Source organism: Anabaena sp. CCY 9910, assembly GCF_963920875.1.
In the GTDB taxonomy this organism is placed as follows: Bacteria; Cyanobacteriota; Cyanobacteriia; order Cyanobacteriales; family Nostocaceae; genus Trichormus; species Trichormus variabilis.
In genome coordinates this window covers 112,918-134,681 of the sequence record NZ_CAWUDJ010000013.1, presented here as the reverse complement: position 1 = coordinate 134,681, position 21,764 = coordinate 112,918, and the positions used below count along the sequence as shown (strand labels likewise).

The 21,764-nt window shown below is 40.9% G+C and carries 15 protein-coding genes; 4 read left to right on the top strand and 11 right to left on the bottom strand.

The genetic code is table 11. The features are described 5' to 3' along the window. Nucleotides 1-82 precede the first annotated feature (82 nt). The 3 genes from ACM5QX_RS12665 to ACM5QX_RS12655 all read left to right on the top strand — a co-directional run bounded on the left by ACM5QX_RS12665 (nt 83) and on the right by ACM5QX_RS12655 (nt 5,395). Nucleotides 83-2,413 (top strand): transglycosylase domain-containing protein, encoded by a 2,331-nt coding sequence (locus ACM5QX_RS12665; protein ID WP_414753821.1) that lies wholly within the window; start codon nt 83-85, stop codon nt 2,411-2,413. Nucleotides 2,414-2,691: 278 nt separating this feature from the next. Beyond that, a complete protein-coding gene (locus tag ACM5QX_RS12660) occupies nt 2,692-4,245 on the top strand; it encodes a DEAD/DEAH box helicase family protein (RefSeq protein ID WP_414753813.1) in 1,554 nt (517 codons plus the stop codon). Beyond that, nucleotides 4,175-5,395, top strand: coding sequence for a DUF790 family protein (locus ACM5QX_RS12655; protein WP_414753812.1), 1,221 nt, complete (start codon nt 4,175-4,177; stop codon nt 5,393-5,395). Before ACM5QX_RS12660 ends, ACM5QX_RS12655 begins: the two co-directional genes overlap by 71 nt. Before the next feature lie 152 nt (nt 5,396-5,547). On the opposite strand, the gene ACM5QX_RS12650 is transcribed toward ACM5QX_RS12655, so the two are convergent. The 7 genes from ACM5QX_RS12650 to ACM5QX_RS12620 all read right to left on the bottom strand — a co-directional run bounded on the left by ACM5QX_RS12650 (nt 5,548) and on the right by ACM5QX_RS12620 (nt 14,336). Then, nucleotides 5,548-7,695: a pentapeptide repeat-containing protein gene (locus tag ACM5QX_RS12650; RefSeq protein ID WP_414753811.1), complete on the bottom strand. Its 2,148-nt coding sequence runs from the start codon at nt 7,693-7,695 to the stop codon at nt 5,548-5,550. 60 nt (nt 7,696-7,755) lie between these two features. Next, the gene (locus ACM5QX_RS12645; protein ID WP_414753809.1) at nt 7,756-8,763 is read right to left on the bottom strand and encodes a zinc-dependent alcohol dehydrogenase family protein; all 1,008 of its coding nucleotides are present in this window, start codon (nt 8,761-8,763) and stop codon (nt 7,756-7,758) included. Between the two features lie 297 nt (nt 8,764-9,060). After that, the gene (locus tag ACM5QX_RS12640) at nt 9,061-9,492 is read right to left on the bottom strand and encodes a DUF6006 family protein (RefSeq protein WP_414753808.1); all 432 of its coding nucleotides are present in this window, start codon (nt 9,490-9,492) and stop codon (nt 9,061-9,063) included. Between the two features lie 427 nt (nt 9,493-9,919). Continuing rightward, the gene (locus ACM5QX_RS12635; RefSeq protein WP_414753807.1) at nt 9,920-11,011 is read right to left on the bottom strand and encodes an AI-2E family transporter; all 1,092 of its coding nucleotides are present in this window, start codon (nt 11,009-11,011) and stop codon (nt 9,920-9,922) included. Nucleotides 11,012-11,415: 404 nt separating this feature from the next. Beyond that, nucleotides 11,416-12,849: a bifunctional orotidine-5'-phosphate decarboxylase/orotate phosphoribosyltransferase gene (locus ACM5QX_RS12630; protein ID WP_414753806.1), complete on the bottom strand. Its 1,434-nt coding sequence runs from the start codon at nt 12,847-12,849 to the stop codon at nt 11,416-11,418. A 139-nt stretch (nt 12,850-12,988) separates the two neighbouring features. Beyond that, a complete protein-coding gene (locus ACM5QX_RS12625; protein ID WP_414753805.1) occupies nt 12,989-13,711 on the bottom strand; it encodes a molybdopterin-dependent oxidoreductase in 723 nt (240 codons plus the stop codon). A gap of 25 nt (nt 13,712-13,736) precedes the next feature. Continuing rightward, nucleotides 13,737-14,336 (bottom strand): cytochrome b/b6 domain-containing protein, encoded by a 600-nt coding sequence (locus tag ACM5QX_RS12620; RefSeq protein ID WP_414753804.1) that lies wholly within the window; start codon nt 14,334-14,336, stop codon nt 13,737-13,739. A gap of 257 nt (nt 14,337-14,593) precedes the next feature. On the opposite strand from ACM5QX_RS12620, the gene ACM5QX_RS12615 reads away from it, so the two are divergent. Then, nucleotides 14,594-16,321, top strand: a complete 1,728-nt coding sequence (locus ACM5QX_RS12615) for a peptidoglycan-binding protein (RefSeq protein ID WP_414753803.1) — start codon at nt 14,594-14,596, stop codon at nt 16,319-16,321. A 348-nt stretch (nt 16,322-16,669) separates the two neighbouring features. Here the strand turns inward: ACM5QX_RS12615 and ACM5QX_RS12610 are convergent, their stop codons facing one another. The 4 genes from ACM5QX_RS12610 to ACM5QX_RS12595 form a co-directional block, all read right to left on the bottom strand. After that, a complete protein-coding gene (locus ACM5QX_RS12610) occupies nt 16,670-17,356 on the bottom strand; it encodes a PHP domain-containing protein (RefSeq protein WP_414753802.1) in 687 nt (228 codons plus the stop codon). Between the two features lie 583 nt (nt 17,357-17,939). Further along, a complete protein-coding gene (locus tag ACM5QX_RS12605) occupies nt 17,940-18,146 on the bottom strand; it encodes a hypothetical protein (protein WP_011317816.1) in 207 nt (68 codons plus the stop codon). A 313-nt stretch (nt 18,147-18,459) separates the two neighbouring features. After that, complete coding sequence (locus tag ACM5QX_RS12600; RefSeq protein WP_414753801.1) at nt 18,460-19,062, bottom strand: superoxide dismutase; 603 nt, start codon at nt 19,060-19,062, stop codon at nt 18,460-18,462. Between the two features lie 983 nt (nt 19,063-20,045). After that, nucleotides 20,046-21,650: a bifunctional pantoate--beta-alanine ligase/(d)CMP kinase gene (locus tag ACM5QX_RS12595; protein ID WP_414753800.1), complete on the bottom strand. Its 1,605-nt coding sequence runs from the start codon at nt 21,648-21,650 to the stop codon at nt 20,046-20,048. Between the last annotated feature and the right edge of the window lie 114 nt (nt 21,651-21,764).

The window sequence follows — 21,764 nt, the reverse complement described above, 5'->3', positions numbered from 1 at the left end:
GAACTAATGTGGAGAAACTTAACCTCCAGGTTCAAGCAATCAGCAAATAAATTTGAGTGACTCTGACAAGGGGGAACCGCGCTTGCCACCTAGTAATCGTTACGAGCAAGAGGAAACCACAAACGAGAACTTACCGCCAACGCAGGTGGTAAGACAAAGAAAATTATTAAACCAGATAAGTGGTATAACATCTGGGATTGTTACTAGGTTTACAAGCCGTGAACGCCCAATTTATCGCCGTGTATGGTTTTGGGCGGGCTTAAGTGTAGGCGGTGGCATTATTGCCTTCAACTACTTATTAGGGGAAATTGATAAAACTTTACCTGATAAAGCGGAACTGCAAGCTGTCGTCCGTGAGCAAACAATTACCATCAAAGCTGTTGATGGCACTATATTACAACAGCAAGGCGAAGCCACCAGAGAAAAAGTCAATCTGGAGCGGATGCCTGAGATTCTCAAAAAAGCTTTTATTGCCTCCGAAGACAGCAGATTCAGTCAGCACAAAGGTATTGACCCCCAAGGGATTGTCAGAGCAGCCGTAAATAATTTGCGATCGCAAAATGTGGTAGAAGGTGGGAGTACGATTACTCAACAGTTATCACGGATTCTTTTCCTTAAACAAGAGCGTACAGTTTGGCGCAAACTCAAGGAAGTACGCCTTGCCCAAAAACTAGAACAAGAATTAACCAAAGACCAGATTTTAGAGCGTTATTTAAATTTGGTATATTTAGGTGCAGGGGCTTACGGTGTAGCAGATGCAGCCTGGGTTTACTTTAGTAAACCAGTAGACCAACTTACCCTCCCGGAAGCGGCAACAATCGCGGGAATGCCCCCTGCACCGAGCTTATTTTCACCAGACAAAAACCCAGAAGCAGCCAAACAACGACGAAATTTGGTATTGCAACGGATGGAAAAAGAGGGCTTTATTACACCAGCCCAAAGGCAAGAAGCCACTCAAGCAGCAATTACCCTCAAACCTAGTTTACCCAAGCGGTTACAAGTAGAATCCCCCTACTTCACCAGCTATATTCAGCAAGAATTGCCCAAGTATGTTTCCCCCCAAGTGTTAGCAAATGGGGGTTTAACTGTGGAAACTAGCTTAAACCCAACCTGGCAGCAAGCCGCAGAAGCAGCCGTTGCTAAAACTTTACGCAATCAAGGACGATGGCAAAACTTCAAACAAGCAGCTTTAGTCGCCATTGACCCCCGTAATGGGGAAATTAAGGCAATGGTTGGGGGTCAGGACTTTGGTAAAAACCAATTTAACCGTGTTACCCAAGCACAACGTCAGCCAGGTTCTACATTTAAAGGTTTTGTCTATGCGACTGCGATCGCCACTGGCAAAAACCCCTACGATACTTATGTAGATGCTCCCTTGGTAGTCGATGGTTACGAACCGAAAAACTACGGGGAAACCTTCCGAGGCACAATGAATATGCGCGATGCCCTCACCCGTTCGGTGAATGTGGTAGCGTTGAAAGTCATGCTAGATGTAGGATTTGAGCCAACAATTCAACTAGCCAAGAACATGGGGATTAAATCAAAACTCAATCCTCATTATTCTCTAGCCCTTGGTTCCAATGAAGTCAATCTCTTAGAGTTAACCAGTGCTTACGGCAGTTTTGCCACCCAAGGGTTACACTCGGAACCTCATGGCATCCGTCGTATCCTCAACCGCAAAGGTGAGGTCATCTGGTCAGCAAAATTTGACTCGAAGCGAGTGCTTGATCCTACTAGTGCCGCTATTATGACCTGGATGTTACGTAACGTGGTCGAAGCAGGCACCGGTGCAGCTGCCCAACTGCCTAATAGACCCGTTGCTGGGAAGACAGGCACATCTGACGAAGCCCGCGATTTATGGTTTATTGGCTATATTCCCCAAGTAGTTACAGGGGTTTGGTTAGGTAACGATAATAATCGTCCTACCTATGGTAGTAGCGGCAGTGCTGCTTACACTTGGCATGAATTTATGGAAAAAGCTGTAGAGGGAATGCCAATAGAAAAATTTCCCGAAAGACCAAAGCTGGAAGGTCGCAAAGGCAGTATTAAAGCAAAACCCATCAAAGCCAAACAAATTCTCAATCGTCCTCTGACACCTAATGAAGAATCAGTGCAAGAGACTGGTTCATCAACCAGACGCAGAAGACGCTCCCAACGATTAGAAGAAACCACTCCCACTGATTCACCTAGAAGACGTAGGCGATATCGTAGCCAAGAATCAGTTTCTACTGGTAGTGAAGAATCACCCCGCAGAAGACGGCGCAGACCAGTTGTAGAATCAGATACTTCAGAACCAACCCGCAGGTCTCGACGGTCTTCATCCACCGTGGATAATAGTTCTGGCTCAGCAAGTTCTGCACCAACACCTTCCTGGCGGGAAAGACTTAGACCTAAGTCGTCCTCTTCTAACTAACTTAGGTTTTTAGCTATTATGGCTGGGGACTGGGAACTGGGGACTGGGGACTGGGTGAAAAGTCTTGTTGTGTCTAGGTTGTATCATCTATATGATGTCCTAACACTACTGGCGACAGCTATAATTAATGGGTTATTGGGCAAGGTTGATCAGACTTGTGTGTGTAGACGGTAGCCTAGCAGGGGAGGGGTTCTTCTTGGAACACGGAATTGGTATTCTAGTACCAGTTCCCATCACCCCTTATTCTGAAAGAGGTTCCCAAACTCCCCAATTTCCCAATGGCTCGTACTCCCACCTTAACCTACGATCGCGGTACACTAATTCTGCATCCACCACCACGGGGCAAAGCCTGGATGGATTATGCTACGTGGGATGATAGGGTAGAGAAATTTCGGATTCCGGCGATGAGATACCGTGCTGTGGTGGAAGCACTACAAGCGGAAGATGTGTTTTTCGTCGATGAAGCCAAGCAATTTTACCCCATCGATTTGGTTCCTAGTTTAGAAATGGAACCCTATCCCCATCAGAGTGAGGCTCTAGCAGCTTGGAAACTGGCGGGAAGACAGGGGGTCGTGGTACTCCCAACGGCGGCGGGAAAGACTTATTTGGCACAGTTGGCGATGCAGGCCACACCGCGCACTACCTTAATTGTCGTGCCGACTTTAGATTTGATGCACCAATGGTATGCTCATTTGGTGGCGGCGTTCCCCGATGCTGAGGTGGGTTTACTGGGGGGTGGTTCGCGGGATAAATCACCAATTTTGGTTGCAACTTACGATAGTGCAGCCATTCACGCCGAAGCCTTGGGCAATCAGTATGCTTTGATTGTGTTTGATGAATGCCATCATTTACCTACAGATTTTAGCAAGGTGATTGCCGAATATGCGATCGCTCCCTACCGTCTGGGATTATCAGCCACACCAGAACGCACCGATGGTAAACACGCCGATTTAAATATTCTCATTGGACAGGAAGTTTATCGCAAACGTGCTGAGGATTTGGCGGGGAAGGCGTTGGCTGAACACGAAATTGTACAGATTAAAGTGAAGTTATCTCAGCAGGAACGGGAAAGATACAATAATTTAATTCAAATTCGCAACGATTTCTTACGCCAATCAAAGGTTTCTTTGGGTAGTATACAAGGCTGGCAGATGTTTGTGCAGATGAGTGCGCGATCGCAATCTGGACGTAGAGCCATGTTAGCCCACCGCGAAGCTAAAGAAATCGCCTTGGGGACTGATAGCAAGTTGAGAATTTTAGCCAATTTACTCACCAAGCATTATCCAGAACGGGTGTTAATTTTCACAGCTGATAATGCTACCGTTTATAAAATATCTCAAGATTTACTTATTCCCGCCATCACTCATCAAACACCAGTCAAAGAACGCCACGAAATATTAACTAAATTTCGAGAAGGTGAATATAATACTTTAGTTGCTTCCCATGTGTTGAATGAAGGTGTTGATGTGCCGGCTGCGGCGATCGCCATTATTTTATCTGGGACAGGTTCAACTAGAGAATATATTCAACGTTTAGGTAGGATTTTACGTAAGGGAAATATTGAAAATAAACAAGCGATTTTATATGAAGTGATAGCCGAAGATACCAGCGAGGAAAATACTTCTGCACGGCGACGCGGGGAGGAAAGACAAGGGAATTTACAGGTTATTTATGGCAGTGGTAAAGGAAAAACTGCTAAAGCCGCCGAGCAAATAGAAATTAATTATGTAGTCGATAATTCATCAGCCAACAACCAGGGAAATGCTACCAACGGAACTCCTCAGCCATCGCCTAAACGGCGAAGAAATAATACCAAAAAGACTGAAGATTGATCAGAAAACTATTGATTTAACCAATGAATTAATCAGTTGTTTTCAAGCAGCACAAGGTAAGACTCAAGGCTTTTTGGAAAGTCAACTTTTGGATTTAGAAGGAGATGCTACAGATTATCGAGTTAAGCGGGGTTTAGCTTACATTATCAAAAGCAATTTCTGCACCTTTGAAGTAGTAAGTCCTCTAGAACCACCAATATTGAGAGAAAGAGTGTTTTCTCTGGCTGCGAAATCCGCACCTAGTAGGGAATCAACACAACTGACATTGAGCAAAATTGCTGATGAATTAACTCAAGAATTAGAACGGGAAATTTTACTAGAACAAGTCCGTGATGGACTTTATGCTGATTTGTCGGAAAATAAGATTTTGACAAACTTTGATGTTCCCACACCAGTAGATATATTAAATCGCTATAACTTGTCCCAGGTACAGGGAATATTCTATAAAGCGAGTAAGTTAATTTTAAATGCCCACCGCAATGTTCCAGGGGAATATAAACTCTTATTCCGCTATCTCAAGCTATTTCAATTAATGGCTTATATTGAAGGCGATGCTGACCACGGTTTTACAATTACCGTTGACGGCCCGACCAGCTTATTTAATTCTAGTACACGCTATGGGTTAGCGATCGCCAAACTCATCCCCGCCTTACTTCATGTCACCAAATGGAGTCTAGCAGCCACATTACAAACCCGTGATGTCTACACAGATACATGGAAAACAGGCAGATTTACCCTTAATTCCGAATGCGGTTTAGTCTCTCATTACTCCAAAGGTAAACCCTACGATAGTATGCTAGAAGCGTCCTTTGCTGATAAATGGGATGCCTTAAAAACAGCATGGGCATTAGAAAGAGAAGTAGATTTAATTCCCATTCCTGGAAGTGTGATGATTCCCGATTTTCGCTTAGTTCATCCTGATGGTAGAGAATTCTTATTAGAAATAGTTGGCTATTGGCGACCAGAATATTTACAAAAAAAGTTTTCCCAAGTGCGGCGTTCTGGTTGTGATAATTTAATTTTGGCGATTTCGGAAAGATTGAATTTGGAAAAAGCCGGAGTTAAGCTAGATAATGTGCCAGCAAAAATCATTTGGTTTAAAGATAAATTATTACCCAAATCTGTTTTAGCTGTGTTGGATGAAACCTAGTACTTAGACCATTTCTTGATGTAGCTTGCCTGGCGTAGCCATAGATGCACTCTATTCTGTACTGTAGAGACGTTGCATGCAACGTCTCTACATCATTTATTTGGCGCAACTTCATAGAGAATTGGTGTAAGGGTTTTAAACCAGAGTTAGTATTATTTAAGATAAATTAATAGATTCAACCCTGGGATAGTGCGGGATAGTGTCCACAGAACCAGGGTGATGTAGAGTACGCCTAAACTCCATTGATACCAAGCCAGGGTAGCGATAATTCCCGGTAAATGTTCGTCTCTGAGGCGAATATCGTTAAATCCCAACCTGACTAAATTATTGAGGCTAAAGTCATAATAATTGAGCCAGTTCCAATGGCGATCGCTTAATAATGGCATATATCTTTCCCGAAAGGTGGGATTTCGGGGAATGACTGGTAAACGTCCAATCAGTAACCGCAGTTGTCTAAAGGTTCCGTCTTCTGTGAAGTAAGAAACATTGATTAAATCGTGATAACGACCTTGTTGATAAAGGCGTATCAATAAAGTTACAGGTACGGGAACGATAATAATCAAAATACAGCCGAGTGTGAGCAAAGGCTGTTCCGCATTCTGAAAAATAGCTAATAAACTAAAAAACTCTAAACAGCTAAAACTAATCAGGACAGAAACGGTTTCGTAGTAGGTGGGAATAATTGGTACAGGACGCAGACGACGGGCGCGATCTACTAACCAAAAAACTAACCCAAAATAAGCGATCGCTACTCCCCCCACTCCAAACACTAACCAAAAGTTTGTACCGTAGCCACTCAACAACAGCAATACACTCAAAGCTAACCAACGCCAAGCTTCCAGCAACCAGCTTCCCCAGGAGAGAGGTTCCGCAACTACCAGGCGATCGCTCAGTTTGTTGTATATTTCTAAATCGATGTCTGCTAAACTCAATAACTCACTACTGTTGCGAAATGCTTTAATTTGCCGACGTTGGTCAATGACATTTGCTTGTGTAGGAGAAAAACCCAATTTAACTAAATTTACTACAGAAGCACTATTAATATTTGTGCCGATTAAACGTTTACTTAACTCTTTGAGGCGTAATTGTTGTTTGGTATATTCTAATTGATTTGCATCAGCAACTTGCTGTTGTTGTCGGAAATTTTGCCCTAAATTTCGCAAAACATTTTGATTGCCTTGTAATGTAGGGATATAAAACATTTGTCCAATTTGCCCAGGATTACCTAAAATTTTGGCTTGATTAGAATTAAAAGTTAATCCAGGGACATTTAAAAATGATGATGATGAAAATATGGCATCACTAAAATCTGCTTGATTGAGAATACTTGCACCACGTAAATCTACAGGTTGATTAAATAATGCTTCTCGAAAAATGACTGCTTGCTCAAACGTTGTTTCTACTAAAGATAGTGACTGATTAAAATTAGCTCTGGTAAACTGTGCTTGATTAGCGAACCTCACCCCAGAAAAATCGGCATTATCTTGCCACTGGACACCACTAAATTTAGCGAATTGCTTAAACTGGGCTTCGTTGAAATTAGCCACACTTTCAAAAGTGATTCTTTGAAAATTAGCTGTCTCCTGAAATTGAGTCTGTTTAAAATTAGCTTTGTCAAAGAAAACACTGTCTTGAAAATCGCTGACTTGTCTAAAACTGGCATTATTAAAGTCTACCCCACGGCTAAATCTACTTTCATGCCAGTTAGTTGACTGGAGAAAAGTAGCATTTTTAGCATTGACAGATTGCAGAAAAAACGTATTAGCAAAGGTTACTTCTCCATTAAATCTGGTTTGTTCCAGAGTTAAGGCACCGCGAAAAACAGTCACATCACCCGCTACTGTTGGCTGAGTTCCTAGAAGCGATCGACAATCTTTAGAATTAGGTAAACTCACAGCCAATGATTGCAAACAAACCAGGCGCAAGCGTTCCAATTGTTCTTGTTCAGTTTTGGTAAAAATGGGAGCGATCGCCTGAGCATATAAAGGTGTTCTTAAACCCAAATCACTACCCACAAAATTCCCTTGAATCAGAGAATAACTCAGGTCTAAACCCAAAGGTTTCGCACCAGTCTTTTGCAGTTCCTTACGCAACAATTGATAAAATCCATCTCGAAACACAGAGTTTTCTGGACGCAAATCAATTACCAATTGCCGCAAATCTACAGTTAAATTCCCTTCCCGTAGTGCCGGTGTTCTTAATCGCTCTTGTAATAATTCTAGGGTTAGTGGAGTGCGTTCTGGTTGTGTTGGTGCAGCCCAAACTGGCGAAGGGAGCAAGAATACTAACAACGCACACAAACTTATGAAAAATTTAGCTTTCCGCCAGCAAGTCAACAACGTATGCAATAGGATTCTCTATTATTCATCGCTAATCAGCAGAACAATTTTACCCGCAATACTGCCAGATTCAAGTAACTGATGAGCTTTAGCTGCATCTTGCAAAGGAAATTTATGACTAACGTGAATTTTTAACTTACCTTGATCAATCCAATCAGCACATTCTGTCAAAATTTCTGCCTGGTGTTGCTGCGCCTCCACTAAATTTAAAAACATCGGTGTCAGCATTAATTCCAAACCAATACGTAAATTGCGGTTTCTAGCAACTTTCCAAACTGTATTTGCATCTGGTTCCAAAATCGTCACAATATCGCCATAGATACGCACGGCGGGAAAGGTTTTGTGAAAAGTGTCGCCGCCAACAGTATCAAAAGCTAAATCTACACCTTCGCCGTTCGTCCAATCTAAAGCAGCTTGGGCAAAATCTGTATTTTTATAGAAAATCACATGATCCGCACCCAGTTGTTTTACAAAATGCGCCTTATCTTCCGAACCAACCGTAGTGGCGACAGTTGCACCTTTCAGTTTTGCTAATTGAATCGCTACATGACCCACACCACCCGCACCCGCATGAATTAAAACTTTCTGTCCAGGTTCTAATCTTCCCCGCTCATATAAAGCCTCCCAAGCGGTGATTAGTACCAACGGTGCGGCGGCGGCTTCAGCAAAGGTCAGAGAAGCTGGCTTACGGGCAACAAAACGTTCATCAACAACAGTATATTCAGCGTAATTGCCTTGATGTCCTCCTAAACCACCAATGCAAAAATACACTGCATCCCCCACACCAAAACTCTGGACACCAGCGCCCACCGCTTCCACAATACCCGCACCATCACATCCTAAAATGGCAGGCATTTTCTCAGGGTAAAAAGTGCCACGCTTGCGTAGTTTAGTATCAATGGGGTTAATACCAGCCGCTACCAAACGAACTAAAAGTTCTGTACTACCCACAGGAACGCCGGGATTGGGTACTTCCTGCAATTGCAGTACTTCAGGATTCCCCGGTGCGGTCATCAGAACAGCTTTCACAATTGTTTCCTCCAGGCTGAAGTTAGATGCACACTTATACCAATTCAAAATTAACTAGGACTTACGCAACGTAAAAAGCAGAATATTGATTCTTTGCGCCTTTGCGCTTTTGCGTGTTAGCGAAGCGGGGCGTAAGCCCGACAAAAATCATCTCACTAATCAGCAACGCCCTTTTTTCAAATTGGTATTAGATGCACACTTATTATAGGCAGTCCCCATGAAACAAGTTTCACAGTCATAGATGAAAGATATCTTTCCCCTACACCCCCACACGCTTATACCCTTACACCCCTAAACTCATCTACGATTGCGGCATTGTAGCGGATAACGATTACCCCGCCATGTTGTCCAACCATCGGCAATCTTAGTACGACTGTTGTATCTAAGATACCAATTATCTTGCTCTGCACCTAAATAGCGAATCCCTAAATCCTGTCTTTGTCTGCTGGAAAAACGTTTTCCTAAAGGAACCCACGCACTACCATTATCACTAAACCGTCCGATGAGACGGACACCAGAAGTAGTAGAGCAAACATTACCGTCACAAGTAGTTTGTGGGTCATCTACTACTTTCCATTGCATTTGGGCTGGTCTACCGTCAATATTACAGTCCCACAAACCAAAGAACCACTCACCAGCAACTTGACTAGCTTGAGTATGACTAGATATTAATACCAAACTTGCAGGAGCGATCGCCAAGCCTAAAAGCCATTTTGTGATGTTTTTCATGATACTTCACCAATACCTAAAGTTAAGCTGTACCTTCCATTAACTCATATGTATTAGCGTTGCTGTTTATGCAGGTAATCGATTACCCCGCTACCACTAACAGCACTAAGTCGTTCCCTCTCCTGTATATGAAATAAAAAGCCCCCGGAAAATCCCAGGGGTGTTTAAGTATGCCATCAACTCTATTCCTAAATATAGAGAATGCCATTGACTGGACTTTAGCGCATCCGCATAAATGCAATAATTGCATAATTTTAATGCTTGTTTGGAAACTAAGTGGAATTTTGGTCAGAGAAAATGTATATTTACGATACTTTTGCGGTCATTATGCAGCAGCAAATTGGGTGAAAACTCAAGAAAACGTGAATTAGGCGATCGCGGAACCCCTAGCTTTGCTAATCGCCTATATAAAAATAGTTACATCACCTCATGATGACGTTGATTCTGGACTTAAGGCTTCTGTCGATAAAACATTCTCAATACCAGTAGGTAAGGATGGGAAACCATCGACTGCATCCTTGATTAAACCAGCAACAGGGACAGCAATCAGCAATCCTAGCAAACCGCCGATGTATGTTCCCACAAGCAAAGAAACTAACACCCAAATTGGTCGTAAGCCTGTAAAACTACCTAAAAGACGGGGTGCGATCGCCTGATCAATAATTTGGTCAATGACCACGGCTACTGCTAAAATCTTCAACGCTAACCAAAAGTCATGGGTAGCCACAATCAACGTAATCACAATCAAGCTAACAACATCACCGAAGGGAATTAAGCTTAAAAACCCAACTCCTAAGCCAAACAGTAACCCAAACTGCACTTGAAAAGCTAAAAACAAAAGAGTTTGAGAAGTTCCCATCAGTAAAGCTAAAGTCCCTTGTCCAATCAAATAATTTTGAAAGTTCTTCTGAATAGATTGGTTTAATTTTTGAGCCAAAGATATAGGTAATTTTTTAAATATTCCTTCCCAAATTCTTTGCCCATCTACTAGCAAGTAAAAGGTGATAACTACTGTAACTATAGCTTCAGAAATACTATCCACTGTTTCTACAATAATCTTAAAAGTTTGATTGGAAACAGACTCTAATTCATCAGGAATTTTATCAATAATTCGTGTTAATATCTGCCCTATATTCAACTTAAAATGTTGACCAACAGCCCAATCATTTAAGTTTTGTAGTTTTTCTTGGCTAGAATCAATCCATAAGGGTAAAACTTTGGCAATTTCATGAAATTGCTCTACTGCTATAGGTAATAAAGTGACACCTGAAGCAATTAAGATAATCACAGTCAGAACAAAAACTAATCCTACTGCATTACCACGTTTAATACCCCGTTTCTGAAGAGAAGAAACAGGGTAGTTTAAAACAAATGCCAGTAATATTGACAGGACGAATATTGTTACTAACGGTTTAAAATACTGGAAAAATGCGAAAACTAACCAACCATTTAAACAAACTAGAGGAAACAGTAGGGTTATTATTAACCATTTAAGCAACTGATTGAGTGAAATATTCATATATAAATCAGATTTGATTTTTGAAAAATATAAGTATGTGTAGGGTGGGTAATGCCCACCCTATCTTATTTTTGTTGAGCATTGCTAAATACATTTTATAAATTAAGTATGAATCTTATAGTTAATGTCAGTTGTTTTTATAGGAATCCGATTTGATTTCTGTTGGCGTAGCCTGCGCTTGCGCATAAAATTCTCATTATCTGTAGGGTGGGCATTGCCCACAGGCCCATGGTTTTGGTGGGCATTGCCCACCCTACGTATATTTCAAAAATCAAGTATGAGTCCTATATATATAGTTAAGTTGAGTTGTTTTTCTATCTACTTTAAATCCTTATCCTGGCATAACCTGCATTAAAAATTCTTGACCACTGACCACTGACTAATAACAACTGACAAATTCAATTTTATTCAGCAGTTAGAGCCAAAAACTGCTCATCATTTATCCGCCCTGCTTGGTGTAAAACACTAGTAATTTCCGAAATAGTTAAAACTGCATGACCCCGATAACCATTTGCTTGTAACTTATCTTTCACACCTTGCTCGTGGTCAATAAACACTACAATATCATGAACATTTAACCCTGCTGATTTTAACTTATCTGCTCCTTCCATCACACTCTTACCACTGATAAGAATATCATCAACTACAACCACTAATTCACCAGGATGGAAATTACCTTCTATTAACCTGCGAGTTCCGTGGGCTTTCACTTCTTTACGCGGAAAAATCATTGGACAATTGAGACGTAAAGCTAAACCAGTTGCTGTTGGTAAAGAACCATAAGGAATACCTGCCAATCTATCGAAAGTGAGATTTTTAACGATATTTTCATAGCCACTAAGGACTTGATTAAATACCTGAGGATTAGAAATAATTTTACGTAAATCTATATAGTAAGGAAAAACTGCACCAGATGCTTGAACAAAATTGCCAAACATAATGCAATCAATATCGTATAGCTGCAAAATTAAATCATGTAGAGGGTGCTGCTTAACAATAGAAACATCTGGTAGCCATACAGAACAGCTAGAAACATCACGAACAGTTATATCCCTTACTTGATTAATTTCTGCACGTAGAGATTGAATTTCCTCAGATAAATTTGCACTAGCTAACATATCTTGGGGGACAGGAATTAACAAACCATTCCCATCAGTATTTAAACCAACTTCTAAAATGCGGTTTAAATTGCCTCCTTCAGCCCAAATACTGCGTGCCATAATTATTCTTTCCGGCGCAACTTGGCGAATTCTTGCCAAAACTTCAGCATCTGTAGTACCGACTTCTAGTCCTAATTGTTCTGGAGTCCCCCAATTTTTTGACTCTTGTACAACTTGTAAATAAAGAGGTGATTCTCTTGTCGGATATTGCTGTAAAGCCTCTGCGCCAGGGTTAGATGTAGAACATAGAATAAACACAGCCTTATCGGGATAAACTAAAAATGGAGCCACATGATCTTGTCCTGTATATGGGCTGAGAGTAATTGCATCTACTCCCCATTCTGTAAATACAGTTTTGGCAAAAATAGTACTTGTATTTAAATCACTATGTTTAGCATCTAAAATTATGGGAATATGGCTAGGAATAGCGGCTAAAGTTTTCTGTAATAGTTCTAAGCCGGGGACACCTAAGGCTTCATAAAAACCTAATGTTGGCTTATACGCACAAACAAAATCAGCAGTTTCAGCAATAATAAATTGCAACCAATTCCATAACCCATCTATGATATCTTCAGAGCTATAGCGTCCGGGCATCATCTCAGGATTTGGATCAAGTCCAACAAAAAGTAAACTTTGATTTTGTGATATCTTCTGATGTAGTTTGTCGGAAAAAATCATTTTATTTGTTAGGTAATAGGTAATATAGGAATCCGATTTAATTTCTGTAGGGTGGGCATTGCCCACCGGCTCATGGTTTTGCTGGGCAATGCCCACCCTACCTAAATTTCAAAAATAAAGTATGAGTGCAATATACAATTTAAATTCCTGCAAACCATTCATAACCCTGGTCTTCCCAATAACCTTTAAATATTGATAAATGACTAGCCAGAGTAATCTGAGTTACCCATTTACTCTGCTTATAACCAAGCTTAATTGGTGCAGCCAAACGTAAAGGCGCACCATTATCAACTGGTAAAGATTCCCCATTTTTCTCATAAGCTAATAGTGTTTGGGGATGCAAAGCAGAAGCAATATCCCAACTTTCATAGTAACCATCAGCAGATTTGAAAGAAACATACTGTACATTTTCTTTGGGTTGCGCGAGGGCAATAATTTCTCTTAGCTGTACACCACCCCACTGCACGATCGCCGCCCAACCTTCCACACAAATATGGCGTATAATCATGGAAGTCAAGGGCAAGTTCTGGATTTCTGCCATACTCATGTTTAAAGTCTGATTAACTTCCCCGTCCACAATTAAACGATATTTATCGACATCAATAATCGGTGTAGAACGAAAGCTATTAACTATTAATGCTTCTGGTTGTATCTCACTTGGGGAAAATTCTGGTACTAATTTTTGAGGATTAAATATTAACTTTTCTACCTTTTGGTTTAATGGTTGAGAAACTGTACCCACTAAATCTTCTAAAGCTGGTGTACCACAGCCACCTAACAGCAGACTTACACTTGATATCCCAGAAAGATGCAGAAACTGTCGGCGCGTTAATTGTGGACGACGTATGTGAATTAAACCCATATTTTCAATACCAATTAATTAGACTTTACCAGAACATCGACTCTGTTAATTCCTCACCACCTGCTTTACGTCCTAATAAAGAGTGGACTATAACAAATATAATTACCATCGGTACTGAGGCAAAATGAACGACTCGTAGACTTTGCCAATTACCAAACATATCGACAATCCAAGGGAATTGAGCAGGTTTATACATACCCACACCAGTTAGTAGAGCTAGCAGCAATATGGGAATTATCGATGTGTAGATAATGCGATGCCAGGCGTATATTAAACGTTTATTATTTTGGCTTTTTTGCAATGCTTTGATGTCATTCGCACCTACAAATCGATGTCGCCAGCGTTGAGTAAATAATATATAAAATCCGTACCACAAAAGATTTAAAGAGAATAACCACATGGCGGCAAAATGCCAATGTCTACCTCCAGCTAACCACCCGCCTAAGGTAAATATTGGCGGAATGTGTAAGCCGGCGCGTCCACCAAAAACGGGATTGGCGTTGTAAATTTGCAGTCCACTGGTGAGCATGAGGAATAAGCTAACGATATTAACAGAGTGGAAAATCTTAGCACCTATAGCTTGAGTGGGTAATTTGCGTTTTTTGGGAGGAATTGTCACAGTCATAAATAATTAGAATAAAAAATCTATGCCCCACCAGGCTTTGGAAGCCGAAGATTCAGTTCATCATTCTGAAGCTATTGATTGACTAGAACTGATCGCAACTAATAGGGGCGATCGCACTCATCCTACTTATCCACCGCAATTTATACATAGCATACCAGCAAATTGGTCATCAGCAAGCCGCAGTTTTGTCAGTACATTGAGTACAATGAGTTATAATTTTTACTAAATTTACCAGAGTCTTAGTGATTCCCTGAATTATGGACACACTTGCTTATTTGCATTTGGCTGAGACTTATGAAACATCTACCACAGATGAATCTTCCCCGGAAATACCTTGGAAAAAGAACCAGAGTGGCGCTTTAATGTTGGTGGCTTCTTTTGCAATGGGTTCTTTAAATTGGTGTCTTCCTGCTGTGGCTGCTTTGAAAAAAGGTCACAGAAATCCTCAAGTAGCATCGCTCCAGCAAAAGTTGCGAGCAAGCGGATATTTTTCGCAAGCCGCTACAGGATATTTTGGTTCTGTTACTGAAGCAGCTGTGAAGAGATTTCAAGAAGCTAATGGTTTAAAGGCTGATGGAATTGTTGGGGCAGCAACCTTGGCAGCTTTAGAATCTAATATAGGTGTATCAGAATCTAGTATCACTACTCCCCCAATAGCCGTATCTAAATCGTCCCTCAAACGGGGTGATATTAGCGATAGGGTGATGTCTTTGCAAGAAAAACTGCAAGCTGATGGATACTATCAAGGAGCGATTACTGGAAATTTTGACACTGCAACCCAAGCAGCTGTAATTCAATTCCAACAAGCTAATCGGCTCGTCGCTGATGGAATTGTCGGGACAAAAACATCATCAGTTTTAGCATCAAGTACCAGAAAATTAGCGGCTTCGTTACCTCAAAAAACTACCCTCAAACCTTTTTTAACAGAGCAGCCACAAAAGCCACAAAATCAGGTAAAAATAGCACCCCAATCAGCCGCGCCTCCCAGTTCTTCACAAAAAATGCGGCTCATTAAAACTATTTCTGGGAAAATTTCCCCTAAATCAGTGGTTTATTCGGGTAATGGTTTATTCTTTGCCCAAAATATGATGTATAACCACACAATTACTGTATATGACCGCAACTATGAATTAGTTAAAGTTATTCCCGACGAAGTAGACTTATCTAAATATGGTCATTCTCGCTTCAAGGGTAAGTATAAAGGCGCTCCAGTTGAAGCTAGTTTTTCCCATAACGGCAAGTATGCTTGGATATCTAACTATCAAATGTACGGGCCTGGTTTTAATAACCCCGGTAGTGATAAATGTCATCCATCCCAAAAAACTGATAAGAGTTTTTTATATCGCATCAATACAGAAACTCTCAAGATAGATAGAGTTATTCCAGTTGGTTCTGTACCGAAATTTGTGGCTACTTCTACCGATGAAAACCTAATACTAGTAAGCAACTGGTGTTCTTGGGATTTGAGTGTGGTAGATATTAATCAAAATCAAGAAATCAAACGGATTAAATTAGGCCCTTATCCTCGCGGAATTGTTGTTGATGCAGCTTCTGAAACAGCCTACGTCGCTGTTATGGGGTCTTACAACATTGCTAAAGTTAACCTGAGGGATTTTTCTGTACAGTGGCTGCGAAACATTGGTAGTTCACCGCGTCACTTAAATATTGATCCTGAGGGTAAATATCTTTATGCTTCTTTAAATGGTGAAGGCAAAATTGCTAAAATCAGCTTGCCTCAAGGTAATTTAGTCAAAAAAATCGCTACAGGTAATGCTCCCCGGAGCATGGTTTTATCAGCTAACGGTCAAACACTTTATGTTGTGAACTACGGTGAAGATACAGTTAGCAAGGTTCGGACTAGTGACATGAAGGTATTACAAAAAGTCAAAGTTGAACCTGATCCTATCGGTATTACTTACGATCCAAAAACTAGAGAAGTTTGGGTAGCTTGTTATTCCGGCAATATCATGATTTTTCAAGATTAGGAAGTTTGTCGTCCCTAAGATGCTATTTACAGCAACTTTTATCAGTATGAGGTACAGCGTGACGTAAATAAATCTACCAATGAAACGTTAACGCTGTATTAATTTGGAATTCTCTGATGCTTGCGTTTGCTGTAGAGTATTTGAGCAACGCGGTATCTTAGATATAGCGATCGCATTCATAAGTTATAGCTGTTGCCAGTAGTGTTAGGACATCAATAGATGATACAACCTAGACACAACAAGACTTTTTACCCAGTCCCCAGCTATACTCAAATATTCATCGTACCACTTGTGATTAGTCGCCCCTGGCTGTTTACACCAGGAGTTTTGTGCAAGCGGAACGCATCTTTATAACCGTTGGAGTAAGCTTAAACCGTGGGTATCAGTACCGCAAGTATTGAAAATGCCATACTCTTGGGCTAGATTTTGTATCTGCTCGGATTCAATCACACTGGGCTTCCAAGGGTTGGGGTTGTTGTAGGCGTAAAATGTTTCTACACCATCAATCCCATATTCTGCCGCCGCCGGAATCAAATCAAAGTGAGATTTTCGATAACGTGCTGGATGCGCCAATACCGCTATCCCTCCGGCTGCATGAATGGACTCAATTACGTTACCTGCTTGATATTCTCTATCGGTTGTTATTTTTCTTTGCAGATAAGGTTTCAGACTAGAATGTTCTGGCTGGAAAGCATAAGCCAAAATGTGAACTTCTACATCCAACAAGTTGGCATTAATTTCTACACCACTCCACAGGTGAGGAGTTGTTACACCAGGATTGTTCCATTTCCAGTTTTCTAACCAAGCTTGCGCTGCTTCATACCCACCTACAGTATGATGATCAGTGATTGCAAAACCTTGTAGTCCAATAGCGATCGCCTGCTCCATCAACACACTTGGCTGTAATCTGCCATCCGAATAAACAGTGTGCATATGAAAGTTAAATAACTTCGGACAACTTTGAGCATCAATTGTCTGAAATACTTGCTTTAATAGTTCGGTGGAAGCAGATGTTCGAGCAAAATTTATAACCATAACCCCCTCTGAATAAAAATACTCGATTTCTCACAGACCAGCACACCACACTTAAATAAAAGAGCAATACTTAGCACGTTAGATTAGTGCCAATTAGCAGAAATTTTTCAATATGTTAAGACTACGTTAGCAAATCTCAATGCTTCTGGTCATGAGTATTTCCAATTGCCTTCATAAGTAGCAGTGACGAATATTGCTATCACAACTATTTGCGTACTTAGGTAAGTATTCAGATAAATAATCCTTAAATAATCTATTTTATAGAGTGATCGTAGCTTTTTCACACATGAGTCGCTTTTTAAAACCGTATAAAATGCAACTCAATTTTTACTATATTTTCAATCTACAAAAAGCTGAAATATATTGTGATTCCTGGAGTAGTCAACAGCAAAAGTTTACTAAATTTATAGTAAGCACTTTAGTACTCAAACATTTAAGCACTAAAGTGCTTACTAATAACACGCTTATTTGTAAATACTCCCGTGGCAGAATACTAGTACAGCGTGATCAAACTCAAAAAACCATTCTTACTATCCTGCAAAACCTGAAAGGATATTTTCTTCCCCCTCACAGGGCTGACTCATCAAAAAACCTCATCTTCAACACCACGCCACCATTCACCCAAATTCATTAAATCTTGGTGAATATCTGCTAATTCCTCAGCATAGACATTTTCGGGAATAGTATCTCGGTGTTCTTGTAATTTTTTCAAGCGTAGTTGCACCAATAGCCAAGGTTTAGCAATGCTATCAGTGGATTCCATGTATTGAGCTAGTTGTTTACTATCCATATATTTCTGGTGTTGATTTTCCCACTACTTTTAGGATATGTAATACTAATTGAAAATTCAAAATCTACTCCTACAGAAAATACAGCAGCTTGCGAGTAAGTGAGGAACAGAAGACAAAAAATAAACTCAAGCATCCTAGTGTTTATCTCCTGCTTTGTCTGGGACACGCTCTGCAAACTTCCTCCTGTAGGAACTAGCAAATAACTAGAGAGCAAAGCAGCCACGATTCCATCGTGACTGCTTGTTTTGTTGAAGAAAAGATTAATTATTACTGCTGGAGAAGTTCACCAACAGCCCTCATCTGACTGGACAACTAAGCTTTAGCATAATTAGCAGCAGCAAAGTCCCAGTTAACCAAGTTATCTAAATAGTTCTTGATAAAAGCTGGGCGAGCATTTCTGAAGTCGATGTAGTAAGCGTGTTCCCACACATCCAAAGTTAAGAGTGCTTTTTGTCCATGAGCCAGGGGATTTTCGGCGTTTGGAGTTTTAGTGACTTTCAGTGTACCGTTATCATCAATTAGCCAAGCCCATCCGCTACCGAACTGAGTTGCAGCAGCGTTGGAAAATTCTTCTTTCAATTTGTCGAAGCTACCAAAGTCTTGGTTGATTTTGGCTGCAAATTCACCTGTAGGTGCGCCACCACCTGCGGGCTTTAAAGAATTCCAGAAGAAAGTGTGGTTCCACACTTGAGCAGCGTTGTTAAAGATTCCAGCTTTAGAGGAATCCTTAAAGGCAATTTGGATGACTTCTTCTAAGGACTTATCAGCCAATTCTGTACCATCGGTAAGCTTGTTCAGGTTATCTACATAAGCTTTGTGATGTTTGCCGTAGTGATACTCAAAGGTTTCACCTTTCATACCATATGGCTCTAAAGCATTAAAGTCGTAGGGTAGTGGTTCCTGTACAAATGCCATTTTGTGAATTCCTCTCTTTAGCAGTTTCCATTTAAAAGCTATTGCAGCAGCCTGGGAAATTACAGGTTTGGTGCTGACTGGTTTTATATCCTTAAATCTTGGGATATAAAACTTAACATCGTCATTCTACTACCAAAGTGAAGATTCAGACAAAGTAGTTTTTTAATAAGTCAAAATCCGGTAAATCAATGACTACAAATAAATACGGTCAATACATTTGATGTCAACCTTGATAAAATTCTGTCGGTATGAAAATGCTTAATAAACGGCACAAAACTTTTAAGCTTTCGCCTCCATATCTCAGCAAAGGTGCTACTAAGTCTATACCTTCAGAATTTATCTTATTAACAATGTGGGATGCAAGATGATTGGAAGTGATGTACGCCCGGCTTTTTCAAGATATTGGGCATATATTAAAGTGATGCTTATTTACACGCACCTACTGAGTATATTACTAAAAATAATTGATTTAATCAAGAAATTGTTCTCTACAAATGTATAGGACTACTATTTGATTTGTGAATTATACATAGAAACCCCGATATGGTGGGCATTGCCCACCCTACAGATACTTACGTTTGTTCAATAGTCAAATATGATTCCTATATTTACATATCTGCTAATTGCAGAAACTTCCATCTTTAGAAACAGGATTGAATAGTTTTCTAATCTATCTAAAGTTAGATGAATGATATTTTAACTTTGCGCTTCTACGGAGGAAACTTGCTCTCCGACTTCGCGCGAAATTTATTTATGGAGAAGAAAAAATAAAAACTCCACCCACAAGGGGTTGGGGTATTAGACCATTGTAAAGACGCGACTAATCGCGTCTTTAAAAAATGAGACGCGTAAAGCCTTCGACATAGCGCCGCTTAACGCAGAGCGTCCCCCAGAGAAGCACAATAAAAAATAGGGAGTCAGTGTTGCATCACTTACTCCCTAATAAATTGAAAAAATTCAGAACTAACAACAGTTGATAACGGCTACCATTGAGACAAGCGTTGTTGGTAGTAATCAACAATTTGGCTAGCAACATCCGATATGCTGAGTCCATCTGTTTGCAGTTCAACTGCATCTGCTGCTTTTTGTAGAGGGGAAACTTTGCGAGTGCTATCTTTCCAATCGCGTTCAGCAATATCTTTTTCTAGCTGTTCTAGACTTACTTCTGGTTGACCTTGTTTTTGAAAGTCTTGCTGGCGACGACGAGCGCGTTCACCCACAGAGGCGGTTAAAAAGATTTTTACTTCAGCGTCAGGAAATACGTGAGTACCAATATCTCTACCTTCAGCTACCAGTCCACCGCGTTTACCCCAGCGTTGTTGTTGCTTTACTAGGGCTTCACGTACAGCAGCTTGAGCAGCGATCGCCGATACTTGAGAAGTCACCTCAATCGTGCGAATATTCTGGGTAACATCAGTATCATTAATCCAAACACGCACCGGAGATTGTAAATCTTGGCTAGGAGTCAGCTCGATTTTACACTTGTTAGCTAATTCAGCGATCGCACAATCATCGTCAATAGCAATACCCTGTTGTAGCACCAACCAAGTCACAGCACGATACATCGCTCCTGTATCTAGATACACTAGACCGAGTTTAGTTGCTACTTGACGAGCCACGGTGGATTTTCCCGCACCGGCTGGCCCATCAATAGCGATGATAGGTTGGCGATCGCGCAAAATGGTATTGTCAATCAAACGTGTAGAGCCAAGACGAGCAGCGATCGCCAGCATTCCTTCCTCCTGAATTTTATCTAATGGCATTAACGTAGTCGGTTCAACCAATTCTATATATTCCACTAAAACACTACTAACCTTGGCTAATTCCTGCCGTACCACTTCTCGCAACCTACTGCTATAGCGGACACCTGCCTTAAATGCAGCCTCAGCTTGCAGCAAGCCACGATACAATACTGCTGCTTGCTGTTTTTCTGAAGCAGTTAAATACTGGTTGCGAGAGCTACAGGCTAAACCCGACGCTTCCCGCACAGTGGGACAAGCAACAATTTCTACAGGCAAATTTAAATCAGCCACCAGCCGTTTAATCACAGCTAACTGCTGACCATCTTTTTGACCGAAATAAGCTCGGTCAGGTTGTACCAAGTTCAAAAGCTTGGTCACAATCGTCGCCACACCCTGAAAGTGACCTAACCGAGAATGACCACACAAGCCAGATATCATAACAGATGGAGGGATTACTTGTGTAACTTGAGATTCTTGTATATTTTTCTGGGGTATGCCTAATTCTTCCGGAGAAGGAGCAAAAATCGCATCAACTCCCGCTTGTTCGCACAATTGTCGGTCTTGTTCTAAAGTGCGGGGATACCTTCCATAATCCTCATTTGGGCCAAATTGCAGAGGATTGATAAAAATACTCACAATTACAGTAGAGTTTTCGTGCCGCGCCCGTTCAATCAGGCTCAAATGGCCTTGATGTAAACTCCCCATTGTTGGCACCAAGCCAATTGCAGTCTGATACCAGCTAGTCATACTATCTAGTATCTGTTCTTCTGATGCTGTCAGCTGACTTTCCCAGCGACGTTTATTTAAATAGCAGCGTAAAGCCGCAACTGTTGTCAACAGGCGCACAAAAAAATACCCCTAGTTCCTCATTGAACCTCTCCCCCGTTAGTTTATATCTGAAATAGGGGTAAGAGATGAGTGAACTAGAGGAATTGGGGATTGGGTATGAAGAATTGGGTA

Bases quoted from the DNA above. Each gene is read 5' to 3' on its own strand.
- ACM5QX_RS12660 (WP_414753813.1), top strand. From the start codon at position 2,692: ATGGCTCGTACTCCCACCTTAACCTACGATCGCGGTACACTAATTCTG.
- ACM5QX_RS12655 (WP_414753812.1), top strand. From the start codon at position 4,175: ATGCTACCAACGGAACTCCTCAGCCATCGCCTAAACGGCGAAGAAATA.
- ACM5QX_RS12640 (WP_414753808.1), bottom strand. From the start codon at position 9,492: ATGAAAAACATCACAAAATGGCTTTTAGGCTTGGCGATCGCTCCTGCA.
- ACM5QX_RS12635 (WP_414753807.1), bottom strand. From the start codon at position 11,011: ATGAATATTTCACTCAATCAGTTGCTTAAATGGTTAATAATAACCCTA.
- ACM5QX_RS12630 (WP_414753806.1), bottom strand. From the start codon at position 12,849: ATGATTTTTTCCGACAAACTACATCAGAAGATATCACAAAATCAAAGT.
- ACM5QX_RS12625 (WP_414753805.1), bottom strand. From the start codon at position 13,711: ATGGGTTTAATTCACATACGTCGTCCACAATTAACGCGCCGACAGTTT.
- ACM5QX_RS12620 (WP_414753804.1), bottom strand. From the start codon at position 14,336: ATGACTGTGACAATTCCTCCCAAAAAACGCAAATTACCCACTCAAGCT.
- ACM5QX_RS12615 (WP_414753803.1), top strand. From the start codon at position 14,594: ATGGACACACTTGCTTATTTGCATTTGGCTGAGACTTATGAAACATCT.
- ACM5QX_RS12610 (WP_414753802.1), bottom strand. From the start codon at position 17,356: ATGGTTATAAATTTTGCTCGAACATCTGCTTCCACCGAACTATTAAAG.
- ACM5QX_RS12605 (WP_011317816.1), bottom strand. From the start codon at position 18,146: ATGGATAGTAAACAACTAGCTCAATACATGGAATCCACTGATAGCATT.
- ACM5QX_RS12600 (WP_414753801.1), bottom strand. From the start codon at position 19,062: ATGGCATTTGTACAGGAACCACTACCCTACGACTTTAATGCTTTAGAG.